This window comes from Streptomyces sp. NPDC056738 (assembly GCF_042790435.1).
GTDB lineage: Bacteria > Actinomycetota > Actinomycetes > Streptomycetales > Streptomycetaceae > Streptomyces.
This window is the reverse complement of sequence record NZ_JBHTZF010000005.1, coordinates 463,449-475,658: the sequence shown is the minus strand read 5'-3', so window position 1 is coordinate 475,658 and position 12,210 is coordinate 463,449. Positions and strand designations below refer to the sequence as shown.

The 12,210-nt window shown below is 70.7% G+C and carries 8 protein-coding genes; 6 read left to right on the top strand and 2 right to left on the bottom strand.

Annotation, left to right across the window (positions count from 1 at the left end; all coding sequences use genetic code 11):
* Positions 1 to 48 precede the first annotated feature (48 nt).
* From ACFRIC_RS16355 to ACFRIC_RS16345, 3 genes are all read left to right on the top strand, one after another.
* Entirely contained in the window at positions 49 to 894 is an 846-nt protein-coding gene (locus ACFRIC_RS16355) for an aldo/keto reductase (protein ID WP_382785500.1), read from the top strand.
* Between the two features lie 347 nt (positions 895 to 1,241).
* Entirely contained in the window at positions 1,242 to 1,691 is a 450-nt protein-coding gene (locus tag ACFRIC_RS16350) for a DUF1931 family protein (RefSeq protein WP_382785497.1), read from the top strand.
* A gap of 162 nt (positions 1,692 to 1,853) precedes the next feature.
* On the top strand, positions 1,854 to 2,417 hold the full coding sequence (locus ACFRIC_RS16345) for a type 1 glutamine amidotransferase domain-containing protein (RefSeq protein ID WP_382785494.1): 564 nt from the start codon (positions 1,854 to 1,856) through the stop codon (positions 2,415 to 2,417).
* A 297-nt stretch (positions 2,418 to 2,714) separates the two neighbouring features.
* On the opposite strand, the gene uvrA is transcribed toward ACFRIC_RS16345, so the two are convergent.
* Positions 2,715 to 5,183 carry an excinuclease ABC subunit UvrA gene (gene uvrA, locus ACFRIC_RS16340; RefSeq protein ID WP_382785491.1) on the bottom strand — a complete coding sequence of 823 codons (2,469 nt, stop codon included), beginning with the start codon at positions 5,181 to 5,183 and terminating at the stop codon, positions 2,715 to 2,717.
* A 163-nt stretch (positions 5,184 to 5,346) separates the two neighbouring features.
* Here uvrA and ACFRIC_RS16335 point away from each other — a divergent pair, with 163 nt between their 5' ends.
* The 3 genes from ACFRIC_RS16335 (at position 5,347) to ACFRIC_RS16325 (ending at position 10,437) form a co-directional block, all read left to right on the top strand.
* Entirely contained in the window at positions 5,347 to 6,474 is a 1,128-nt protein-coding gene (locus tag ACFRIC_RS16335; RefSeq protein ID WP_382785489.1) for a hypothetical protein, read from the top strand.
* Between the two features lie 297 nt (positions 6,475 to 6,771).
* On the top strand, positions 6,772 to 7,947 hold the full coding sequence (locus ACFRIC_RS16330) for a glutathione-independent formaldehyde dehydrogenase (RefSeq protein WP_382785486.1): 1,176 nt from the start codon (positions 6,772 to 6,774) through the stop codon (positions 7,945 to 7,947).
* A gap of 315 nt (positions 7,948 to 8,262) precedes the next feature.
* Positions 8,263 to 10,437: an FUSC family protein gene (locus ACFRIC_RS16325; RefSeq protein ID WP_382785483.1), complete on the top strand. Its 2,175-nt coding sequence runs from the start codon at positions 8,263 to 8,265 to the stop codon at positions 10,435 to 10,437.
* Between the two features lie 419 nt (positions 10,438 to 10,856).
* Here the strand turns inward: ACFRIC_RS16325 and ACFRIC_RS16320 are convergent, their stop codons facing one another.
* On the bottom strand, positions 10,857 to 11,336 hold the full coding sequence (locus ACFRIC_RS16320) for a nuclear transport factor 2 family protein (protein WP_382785481.1): 480 nt from the start codon (positions 11,334 to 11,336) through the stop codon (positions 10,857 to 10,859).
* Between the last annotated feature and the right edge of the window lie 874 nt (positions 11,337 to 12,210).

The following is a 12,210-nucleotide window of genomic DNA, read 5'->3' as shown; positions in this document are numbered from 1 at the left end:
CGGTGGAGGTCGCGCGACACGGATCCGCGGCGGACGGGAGGCCCCGAGATGTCTGTGGAATCGGCCAGAACAGTTGTGCTCCCCTCCGGTGAGGAGATCGCGGCGCTCGGGCAGGGCACCTGGTACCTGGGCGAGGACCCGGGCCGGCGTGAACAGGAGATCGCCGCCCTGCGGCTGGGCGTGGACCTGGGTATGACCGTCGTCGACACGGCCGAGATGTACGGCGACGGCGCAGCCGAGGAACTCGTGGGAGAGGCCCTCAGGGGACGCCGGGAAGAGGTCTTCCTCGTCAGCAAGGTGCTGCCCGGCCACGCCGACCGGAAGGGCACCGTCGCCGCGTGCGAGGGCAGCCTGCGGCGGCTGTGCACGGAACGGCTGGACCTGTACCTGCTGCACTGGCGGGGGCGGTGGCCGCTGGAGGAGACCCTCGCGGGATTCACCGACCTGATGGAGGCGGGGAAGATCCGTCACTGGGGCGTGAGCAATCTGGACGTCGCCGACATGGCCGAGCTGACCACCCTCCCCGGTGGCGACGCCGCGGCCGTCGACCAGGTGCTGTACAACCTCTCCCGGCGCGGCATCGAGTGGGATCTTCTCCCCTGGTGCCGCGAGGCCGGGGTGACGGCCGTGGCCTACTCCCCGATCGAGCAGGGGCGGCTCCTGAGGGCCGACGCACTGGGCGCCGTGGCCCGGGCCCTCGGAGCGACGCCGGCCCAGGTGGCACTCGCCTGGGTGCTGGAGCAGGGGGTGGCCGGGATCCCGCGTTCCAGATCACCCGACCACGTCCGGGAGAACCGCGGCGCGGTGGACCTCCGCCTTCCCACCGAGGCGCTCGACGCCCTCGACGAGGCGTTCCCGCCGCCCGACAGGCCCGGGCCCCTGGAGATGCTCTGAAGGGGTTGCCAAGGTGGCACGGCCCGCTCGTCGCGGAACGAGGGGGCGCCGCGCACCCCGTCGCGTGTGCCGACGCCGAGCGGGCACGCTGATCGTGTCGTCCGGTCGGTAGTTGTCCTACGAGGCATCGCAACGCCGTGCAGCCTCCTGCGGAGGGCCGCACGACTGGCCGGGGGATGTCTGAGCGCCCCATGCTGCTCTGCCAGGGGAGGAGGGGGCGCCGTTTTTCGGCCTGGAGAGCGGAAGCGCTCAGCAGGGGGCTCTGCGAATCTCGAACGGGTAACAGCCGACGGCGGCGCGGGCGAAAACGCACGGCGCCGTCCGTTACTGGTGAGGAGGCGAGAGGCATGACCGTGATGGGTGTGTCGAAGTTCGAGAGGTTCTTCCGCGCCGCCGCGAGCCTCGACGTGGACAAGAACGACCTGAAGCGGTACGGCGATTTCGTCGACGCCAAGCTCTACGACCTCATGGTCGTCGGCCAGGCGTCGGCCAAGGCCAACGGCAGGGATACCGTCGAGCCGTGGGATCTACCGATCACCAAGGGTCTCCAGGAGAGCATCCACCGGTTCCGGCAGCTCGACGAGGAGGTCGATCTGAAACCCGTCCTGGAGCAGCTCGCCACCCACCCTCCCCTCGACAGGACACCCACTGAGGAGACCGAAGAGCGCTACCCCGAGATCATCGGTGGTCTCAGCGTCGCCCTGGCCGAGACGTTCAAAATCATCTATCCGGATGTCAAGAACCCGCAGACCCGTCACTGGGAGGGCGTGACCGCGGTGTTCGACCATCTGCTGTAGCACTCGCGTCCCGGTACGTATCGCCGGACTCGTCTCGGCCCCGGAAGGCCGGGCCGCTGCGGATCGTCTCCCACGAACTCGTAGTCGACAAGGCGGTAGACCTGCCGGGTGTTCCGACCGCTCCCGGCCCAGCAACAGCGAGCCCGTGAAAGGAGCCGCACCATGACACAGGAACTCAGGGGGATGCGGGTGGGGATTCTGGCCACCGACGGCGTCGAGCGCGTGGAACTCGATCAACCGCGCGGTGCGCTGCAGGGCGCAGGGGCGAAGACCGAGATCGTCTCGCTGCACCCCGGCGAGATCCAGGCCCGCCAGTTCGACCTCAACGCTGCCGGAACCTTCCCGGTGGACCGCCTGGTCGCCGATGCGTCCGTCGACGACTACCACGCCCTGCTCCTGCCCGGCGGCACCATGAACCCCGACCAGCTCCGCATGGACCGCGACGCGGTGCAATTCGTCAAGGACTTCATGGCCAGCGGGAAACCGGTCGCATCGATCTGCCACGGCCCGTGGACCCTGGTGGAGGCCGACGCGGTGCGCGGCCGCCGTCTGACGTCCTGGCCCAGCATCCGCACCGACCTGAGAAACGCGGGAGCGGAGGTCCTCGACCAGGAGGTGGTCGTCGACGGGCAGCTGGTCACCAGCCGCAGCCCGGCTGACCTGCCCGCCTTCTGCGCCGCCGTCGTGGAACAGTTCGCCCGGGCATACCACCCCCTGCCCGGCTGACCCGGCGGCCTGGTCGCAGTCGGTGCACGGAGCGGGTGGGCCCGCCGGCCCCGCTCTCCACCCCACGGGCCGGTCGGCCTGGACGGCCGCCTCCGTACGGCTGCCGTCCGTAGCACCGCGCCGCCGCCGAATGCCGGCACGCCCACGTCCACATCAGGGTGCTCCACGTCGCGCCGGAGTCCTCGTGGAGCGGGCCCCGACGTGACAGATCGAGGGCCGTTTCCGCCACAAGCCGGGACGCGGCATGGCGACTCCGCGCCCCGAAGCCGGCTGACCGGCGGGCTCCGCGCGCCGTCGTCAGGAGCGCGTGAGCCGGGCCGCGAGGTAGGGCGCGGTGGCGCTGCGGCGGGCCTTCGCCACCTTGGCCGGCGGTCCCGCCGCGACCACCCGCCCGCCCGCGTCGCCGCCGCCCGGACCGAGGTCGATGACCCAGTCGGCGGTGGCGATCGTGTCCAGGTCGTGCTCGACGAGGACGACCGTGTTGCCCGCGTCGACGAGCCGGTGCAGCTGTCGCAGCAGCAGCGTGATGTCCGCGGGATGCAGCCCCGCCGTCGGCTCGTCGAGGAGGTAGAGCGCGTGTCCGCGGCGGGCTCGCTGCAATTCGGTGGCCAGTTTGATGCGTTGCGCCTCACCACCGCTGAGTTCCGTCGCGGGCTGGCCCAGCCGCAGGTACCCCAGTCCCACCTCGCGCAACGTCTCCAGACTGCGGGAGGCGGCCGGGAAGGCGGACAGGAACTCGGCGGCGGCGTCGACGGACAGCGCCAGCACTTCCGCGATGTTCTTGCCCTGGTAGGTGACTTCCAGCGTTTCCGCGTTGTACCGGGCACCTTCGCAGGTCGGGCACGGCGCGTAGGTGCCGGGCAGGAACAGCAGTTCCACCGCGACGAATCCTTCGCCCTGGCAGGTCTCGCAGCGCCCTTCGGGCACGTTGAAGGAGAACCGCCCGGCCGAGTAGCCGCGCGCCCTCGACTCGTCCGTCGCCGCGTACAGCTTGCGCACGGCGTCGAACATCCCTGTGTACGTGGCCAGGTTGGACCGGGGAGTTCGGCCGATGGGCCGTTGGTCGACCAGGACCAGCCGGTCGAAGGACTCGACCCCCGACGCGTCCTGGACGTCGACTTCCAGCCGCGCCTCGTCGGGCTCCTCGGGTGCGAGTCCGAGGTGGCCACGGACGACCTCGGCGAGCACCTGCGTCACCAGCGTCGACTTCCCGGAACCGGACACGCCCGTCACCGCCGTCAGGACGCAGAGCGGTACGTCGACGGACACGTCGCGCAGATTGTGGCGGGAGACGCCGCGCAGGTGCAGCCAACCGTGCGGGGTGCGCCGGCGGTGATCGAGGGGCTGGGCCCGCCCGAACAGGTACTGGCTCGTGGCCGACTCCCCGACCAGCTCGAGACCGGCGACCGGGCCGCTGTACAGCACGCGTCCGCCGCCCTCGCCCGCACCGGGGCCGATGTCGACCACCCAGTCCGCCCGCCGTACGACGTCCATGTCGTGCTCCACGACGAACAGCGAGTTGCCCGCCGCCTTGAGGCGGTCCAGCACGTCCAACAGCGGTTCCGCGTCAGCCGGGTGCAGGCCCGCGGAGGGTTCGTCGAGGACGTAGACGACGCCGAACAGCCCCGAGCGCAGCTGGGTGGCGATGCGCAGGCGCTGCGCCTCCCCGGGTGACAGGGTCGTCGAGCGGCGCCCGAGGCTGAGGTATCCGAGGCCCAGGTCGAGCAGTACGTCGATCCGCGCGACCAGATCGCCGCAGATCCGGACCGCGACCTCGGTCGTCTCCCCGGACCGGGCGGTCGACGTGGCGGCGTCGGCCTCGGACCGCCCGGCGACGGGCCGCAACAGCGCCACGACCTCGGTGAATGGCAGCGCGTTGATCTCGGCGATGCTGCGTCCGGCGAAGGTCACGGCGAGCGCCTCGGGCCTCAGTCCGCTTCCGTGGCAGGCGGGGCAGGGCACACCTCTGACGAACCGGAGCGCCCGTTCGCGCATCTTCTCGCTCTTGGAATCGGCGAGGACGTGCATGACGTGCTTGCGGGCGCTCCAGAACTTGCCCTGGTAGCCGTAGTCGACGCGGTCCTCCTCCGGCTCGATGTACACGGAGGGCTGTTCGTCCGTGTACAGCAGCCAGTCCCGGTCCTTCTTCCTGAGCCTGCGCCACGGTCGGTCGATGTCGATCCCCAGGCCGTTGACGACACTGCGGAGGTTGGCGCCCTGCCAGGCGCCCGGCCAGGCGGCGATCGCCCCCTCGCGGATGCTCAGCGAGGGGTCCGGGACGAGCAGGTCCTCGGCGACGTCATGCACGACACCCAGTCCGTGGCACTCGGGGCAGGCGCCGGCCGCGGTGTTGGGTGAGAACCACTCGGCGTCCAGCCGTGCGGCCCCGGGCGGATAGGTGCCTGCGCGGGAGTACAGCATGCGCAGCAGATTGGACAGCGTGGTGATGGTGCCGACCGTCGAGCGCGAGCTGGGCGAACCGCGTCGCTGCTGCAGGGCCACGGCCGGCGGCAGTCCGGTGATCTCCTGCACGTGCGGTGCGCCCACCTGTTGCAACAGTCTTCGGGCGTACGGTGCCACGGACTCGAAGTAGCGCCGCTGGGCCTCCGCGTAGAGCGTGCCGAACGCGAGCGAGGACTTGCCCGAACCGGAGACGCCGGTGAAGGCGACCATCGCGTCCCGCGGAACGTCGACATCGATGTTGCGCAGGTTGTTCTCCCCGGCGCCCCGGACATGCACGAAGGGGTCGGTCGCGTCCTTGTTCACCGTTCCTGACTACCTGATCGCGCCGCGAACCGCGCGACGGGCGCCGTCACCGGGCACCGCACCCGTCGGCGAGGCCCAGCGTGTCAAGCTGCGCCGGCGTGACCTGGGGGGCATCCTGTGGGCACGTGCGCGCGGGGGCAGCCGATGAGGAGGAGTCCCGCGGGTGTCGTTTCAGGGCGTTACGGTCGTGGCTCTTCTGGCGGATCCGGACGCGCCCACCGAGATCGCACAGCGCATGGCCCGGATACTTCCTGCTCGGCTCGCCGACAGGGCGGGCCAGGGGCGACGGTTCGACGTCGAGGTGGTCAGTGAGCCCTTCTCCGCGGGGACCGAGGACCCGGCCGCGCTCATGCGCCGGATCATGAGCCGTGGAAGTGAGGAGAGTTGGGACATCGTCGTGGCCCTCACCGATCTTCCGCTGCACTCACACGGGCGCAAGCTGGTGGTGGATCTGAGTCACGCGCACGGCTTGGCGCTGCTGTCGCTTCCTCCGCTGGGAGGCTTGCGTCTGCAGACGAGGGCCCGGCGGGCCGTGGAAGAAGTCGTGCTCAACCTGGCCGGCCCGCGGGGCGCCGGGGCTGAGGGAACTCCGCGGAGTCAGCCGTATCCGGCGCCCTTCGTCGGTCGTCTCGCGCCGATCCACCCGGGCGAGGTCGGTGAGGAGGAGCCCGCTGATCTCCGCTACATCATCAGCGGGCCGCGCGGTTACCTCCGGGTGCTCCTCGGTATGGTGCGCGCCAACCGACCGTGGCGCTTGGTGCCGGGCTTGTCGAAAGCCCTCGCGGCCGCACTCGCCACGGGAGCAGCCGCCACCGTGAACGCCACCATCTGGAACCTGGCCGAGTCCCTGAGCACGCCACGCCTGGTCATCGCCGCGGTCGGGTCCGTCGCGCTCATGATCGGCTGGCTGATCGTGGACGCGCAGCTCTGGCATCGATCAGCGGAGGTCTCACAGGATGCGAGGCGGAGGGCGAGGCTCTACAACGCGTCGACGGTCATGACCGTGGGTATCGGGGTGCTCGTCTGCTACGCGGGTTTGATCGTCATCAACTTGCTGTGGGCGCTGTTCATCCTCAACGGCGAAGTATTCGCCTCCACGACACGAACCCCGCTTGACGCCACGGAATACTGGACCCTGTCCTGGTTCGTCGCTTCGGTCGCCACGGTGGGCGGTGCGCTCGGATCCGGTTTGGAGAGCGACGAGGCGATCCGGGCAGCCGCCTACTCCAAGCGCGAACAGGAACGCCGCCGCATGCTCCAGGACGACGGCGGCGACCAGCCGGTGACCTGAGTCGGAGGTTCACCGGCGATCGGTCTTCGTCCGCGTCGGAAGGTGCCGTTGATGGATCGGTGCGTGGCCGTTTCACATCGAGGCCGACGGGGACTCGGACAGCACGCCACCGGACCGCCGAGGCTCCCGCCCGGCAAGCCGACGGCGGCATTACCGTTGCACCTGGACCAGGTGAGCGGCCCGCAGAGGCACGCCTGAGCCACGGACCCCGTCACACCGACTCCCGGGGAGTCAGGCTCTTCGCGCCGTCTCCATCACCGCCGTGCGCAGTCATGCCGCGGCACTGAGGGAATCCTCGTGAAAGCAGCAATCTATGAAGGTCCGCGAACCATCACGGTGAAGGACGTACCGGACGCGAGGATCGAGCACCCCTGCGACATCGTCGTCAAGATCACCACTACCAACATCTGCGGCTCGGACCTGCACATGTACGAGGGCCGCACGTCGTTCGAGTCCGGCCGCACCCTGGGTCACGAGAACATGGGCCAAGTGGTGGAGGTGGGCTCGGCCGTGCGCAAGGTGCAGGTCGGCGAGTACGTGGTCCTGCCCTTCGACATGGCCTGCGGCTTCCGCAAGCATTGCGAGCGGGGCCTGACCGACTACTGCCTGACCATGCAGCCGGAACCGGCCCTCGCCGGAGCAGCCTACAGATTCCCCGACATGGGCCCCTACCAGGGTGGCCAGGCAGAACTGCTGCGCGTGCCCTACGGCGACTTCAACGCGCTGCGTCTGGGCGAGGACGCCGCCGAGCGGCGGACCGACTACGTGATGCTCGCCGACATCTTCCCCACCGGGTATCACGCCGCCGAGATGGCCCACGTCAAACCGGGCGACCAGACCATCGTCTTCGGGGCCGGTCCCGTCGGGCTGATGGCGGCCTACTCCGCCCTCATCAAGGGCGCCGGCCGCGTCTGGGTGGCCGACCACCAGCCCGACCGGCTGCGCAAGGCGGAGGAGATCGGGGCCATCCCGATCAACACCGCCGCGCAGAACCCTGCGGAGGTCGTCAAGGCAGCCGCCCTCGGCCTGGGCGCCGACAACGGCTGCGAGTGCGTCGGCTACCAGGCGCACGACCCCGACGGACACGAGGACGCCAGCCTCACGCTCAACGGGCTGATCGACTCGGTCAGGTTCACGGGCGAGATCGGTGTGGTGGGCGTGTTCCTGCCCCAGGACCCCGGAGGTGAGGAGGCCCAGGGCGAGCTGGAGGCGCAGGGCAAGGTTCCGATCGACTTCGGCCTGATGTGGTTCAAGGGCCAGCGCATGGGCACCGGGCAGGCGCCGGTGAAGAGGTACAACCGGGCGCTGCGGGATGTGATCGCCGGCGAGAAGGCGAAGCCGAGCTTCGTCGTCTCCCACGAACTCAGCCTGGACGAGGCCCCCACCGCCTACGAGCACTTCGACGCCCGTGACGAGGGCTGGACCAAGGTGGTCCTGCATCCCAACGGACTTGGCAACGGCCACAAGCGGTAAGAGACTCGGAGCCACCATGGCCCCTGATTGCCCTGGACCGGTCCCGGGGACGGGTGGCGATCTGCCCGTCCCCCGACCAGGGCTGGGACGGTCGGCCACGTCCGGTGCGGACGTGAACCAACGGCGATTGCCCGCACTTCGGCCCCACGGACAGAGGTGGACACCCAGCAGTGTCCACAGTGACGGCACCCCGCCCAGCGGCTGCCGCCGTCGGCCGGTCGGCGGACCGTGTGTGAGGGCTTCCTTGCGCGACGGCTGCGACACCTCGACCAGGCCGACGCATCCCGGCCCGGCATTCCGGTCAGGCGGACATCCATGACGTGGCTGCGGGCCTTCGGGGAGGTCGTGCGATCCGGGCTCAGGATCGAGGAGACGCGGCTGGAGCTTCTCCCCGCGCTGCGCACGGCCGCCGGGGTGGCGATCGTGGTCGCGCCGATGCTGTGGCTCGTCTCCCCCGCGTACGCCGCGTCCGCCGCCCTCGGTGCCTACTCCTCGGGTGGGGCCACCTTCCAGCGAACCTGGCGTCCACGCAAGGTGATCGCGCTCGGCGCCGGCGGGGGTCTGGCGCTCAGCACCTTCGTGGGCTACCTGGCCGCGGGGCGACTCGTGACGTTCCTCCCGCTGCTGGCCGTATGGGCCTTCGCCGCGGGGATGGCCTGGGCCGCCGGACCGACCGCTGGGATCATCGCAGCGACGACCGTCGGCAGCATGCTGGTGACCGTCACGCTCCCCACGAGCGTCGGGCGGGCCCTGGAGCACGCCGGGGTCATCGCGCTCGGGGGCGTGGTGCAAGCCGTGCTGATCCTGCTGTTCCCGATCCGCCGTTGGGGGGCACATCGTGACGCGCTCGCCGACGCCCTGGCCGCCGTGGCGGACTACGCCCGGCGGCTGCGGCACGACCCGACCGCCCCGTTCGACCCGGAGCCGTTGATGACGGCCCGGGACGCGGCCGCGGTGACGCCGTCACAGGCCCGCACCCGTCCCCCCGTCCTGCACGGCCCCCGGGGACTCGCCGAGCGCATTCGGCCGGTGGTCGCCGCGCTGGCCGACCCGGACGTGGGTGCCCCCGCGGAGGGACCCGGGCGGGACCGCGCACGAGAGTTGCTCGACGCGGCCGCCGACGCCTTGGATGCGGCCGCCCGTTCGATCCGACGCGGCACTCCCGCCGAGGTGCGGCCCCAGAGCACGGACATCCTGTGCGTCGACGAGGAGCACGAGGTGCTGGAGGGCCCGGCGCGACAGGCCGCCGAACGGCTCGTGGAACTGCTCGGCGAGGCATTGGAGATCGCCGGGAGCGGCTGCGCGCCCGGAAGGACGCCCACGCCGCCCGGCCCCGCCGACGCCGATCTTCTGCTGCGCCCGACACTGCACCGGCTGGTGCCGGTCGTCGTCCGGGCGGTCCGCCGTGAGCTCCGGTGGGACTCACCCGTGTGCCGGCACGCCGTCCGCCTGGCAGCGGTGGCCACGCTCGGCTATCTGATCGCCGCCCGGCTGCCCCTGGGCCACAGCTACTGGGCGCCCATCGCCTCGGTAATGGTGATGCGCCCGGACTTCCACCAGACGTACGCGCGTGCGGTGGCCCGTTTCGCCGGGACCCTGGCGGGGGTCGCGCTCGCCACCGGGATGGTCCGGGCCCTGGGCCCGGACGCCCATGTGTTCGGCGCGCTGGCGGTGCTCTCGGCAGGCTTGTCGTACACGCTGATCCGTACCGGCTACGCCTACTCGCAGTGCTTCACCGCCGCGTACGTCGTCTTCCTGCTCGGCATGGGCGGCCAGGCATGGGAGCAGACGGTCCCGGAGCGGGTGGTGCTCACCCTGCTCGGCGGGGCCCTGGCAATGCTGGCCTATGTGGTGTTGCCGGCGTGGGAGACTCCCCGGCTGCCGGGCCGGCTCGCGGACTGGCTCGCCGCCAACGGCCGCTACGCGGCCGCGGTGCTCCGCAACTACGCCGAACCGACCCGGGAGCATCACTCCGACATGCGCCGGGCACTGCTGGCGAGCAGGGAGGCACGGGCAGCCTGGCAGGAGGCATACGACCGGGCGAGGCGGGAACCGGTCCGCCCCAGAGGTCTGACCTCGCGCGAGGCGGAGGAGGCGCAGGAGGCGCTGAAGGGGTTCGGCCGGGCTGCGATGCTCATGGAGAGCCACGTCCCGCCGGCCGGCAGTCGTTTCGTCCCCCAGGCGGGGCGGTTCGCCGAGGCCCTGGAGGCGGACACCGCGAAGGCAGCAGTCGACGTGCGTGAGCACAGGAATCCGGACTGGGGTCGCGTGGAGGAGGCGCTCCTCGCATGGGAGGACGGCGCCGGCGACGGGAGCCCGGTCGGGCGGCGCGAGGCCGAACTGCAGAAGCGGGCCTTGGAAGACCTCGCGACGGCCGTGAGCCGTACACCCCTGGAACGGGACGTGGGCTCTGCTCGCGAGGACCAGCGGGTGCGGGCCGCCGCGGCGGCGCAGGGTGACGGATCAGGACCCGCGCGCCTGGGTGGGTGACGAAGTCGGCCACGGGGAGCAGTGATCTGATCGATGATGCACTGGCGTGGATGGACGACGTCCAATCCTGCCAGAGGGGGCCTCCGCTCGGTGTGGCCACTCGTCGGGCGTGTCCACCGCCGGGCCCTCCCCGTCGTCGTGGTCCCCGCCGGACGGCTCCGGGCGTCCGGCACGAACCGCTCGGCCGCCTCAATCCCTTCACTGCGGCCCAGCGGCCCGAAGTCCACGTCCGAGGCCGGGGGTTGATGAGCGGCGCAGTCAGCGTCCAGCACAAGCCGGCACCGGACCGTGGCACGGATGAGGGGTCGGAAACCGCGGTCGGCGCGTCGGCCGGGCGCTCGGGAAGCCGGACTCCAGCTGCCCCTCACCGATCACCCGGGCCCGGCCGGCCGATGGTCACCGGCGGCGACGTGGTGCCGTCAGGCGGGCGATGCATCATTGACAGGAAGCCGTTCCGTTCCACCAGCGAAGGGGAGGAACACCGTGCGGCCCGCGAGCAACCAAGCGCCGTCGATCTTCCGGAAAGTGTCCTCGTAGTGGCCGATGTTCGCCGGGAGTCTGGGCCCGATCATTCCACCCGAGTAGCCATCGACCCGGTATGTCGTCAGATACGAGACCGCACGCGCTGTCACTTCGGACTCCACTGTGACCAGGATGCTCGTCATCAGACGGAGCGAAAGCCTGTCCTCCGGGCGAGAGGCGAAGTAGGCGCGCAGCGCCTCGCGCCCCTCGATGCGCCGGTCCCCGAACGGCCAGTGCCAGACACCGTCGGGGGTGAACAGCTCGGCCACCGAACTCGGATCGCCGAGATCGAGGCGGTGGACGAAATCCACGATGATGCGCTCGCAGGCGCGTTCCGCGAGCATTCGCTCGACCGAGAGCTTGACCTTGTCTTCCATACCAGTGTCTATCAGCCCCGAAAGGTCCCAGACCAACGACTTTTCGGCGCCGGCACCAGCATGGCCGGTCAGCCCCGTCAGCGCGAGTACGGGGCGGTGAGCCGGGGCGGCAGGGCGGTCACACGCCGGCGGTCGTCAAAGCAGAGGTGCGCTTGGGTCCTGGCGGGAGCGCTCGCGCCCCTCGGCACAGGCCCGGCACGGACGCGGGTCATCCCGGATGCGGTGATGATCACCGCATGCCACGGTGATCACGAGAGTCCCGGGCCCGGCCAGGATCCTCCGTACCGCGGGACGATCCCGGCCTTCACCGAGGGTCGGACCGATCACCTCGCGCAACCCTCGTCCATAGCCGTTCCCGTGAGAGCTGCATGCCGTTCGGGAGGCTGTGGACCAGGGCATGGTCCCGGTACGGAGGAGACCGACGTAGGGCTCCCGGACGAAAACGCCGAAGGCCCATGCCACGCCGCCGACCGGCACACGTGCGTGGCGGGCCCTTGGCCCAACCAAGGAGCAGGTGTCAAAGTTCGTCTCGGCGCCAGCCGTTGGAAGGTGCTCGCCGCCACGGCGCTCACCACGATCATCGCCTCGACCGTCCCGGGAACAATGTCCGCCGCCGCGGACGGCAATCGGGTGGCACGGTCGTAGAACTGGGGAGAGATCCCCAGAAACACCATCGGCTCCCCCGTCGCCGATCTCAGACACCGCCCGGTCGTCCCCGGAAACAACGGCAGACCCCCCTGCGGCAACGGCTGCCTCGGCATCGAGGTGGCGGCAGGTCCGCCCCAGACACCAACGACGCCGAGAAGGCGGACTTCGGCAACGCGGTCGACTTCGCCGGGCAGAACCTGCTCCAGGTCGACAGGGTCGGCTTCCA

Bases quoted from the DNA above. Each gene is read 5' to 3' on its own strand.
- ACFRIC_RS16355 (WP_382785500.1), top strand. From the start codon at position 49: ATGTCTGTGGAATCGGCCAGAACAGTTGTGCTCCCCTCCGGTGAGGAG.
- ACFRIC_RS16350 (WP_382785497.1), top strand. From the start codon at position 1,242: ATGACCGTGATGGGTGTGTCGAAGTTCGAGAGGTTCTTCCGCGCCGCC.
- ACFRIC_RS16345 (WP_382785494.1), top strand. From the start codon at position 1,854: ATGACACAGGAACTCAGGGGGATGCGGGTGGGGATTCTGGCCACCGAC.
- ACFRIC_RS16325 (WP_382785483.1), top strand. From the start codon at position 8,263: ATGACGTGGCTGCGGGCCTTCGGGGAGGTCGTGCGATCCGGGCTCAGG.
- ACFRIC_RS16320 (WP_382785481.1), bottom strand. From the start codon at position 11,336: ATGGAAGACAAGGTCAAGCTCTCGGTCGAGCGAATGCTCGCGGAACGC.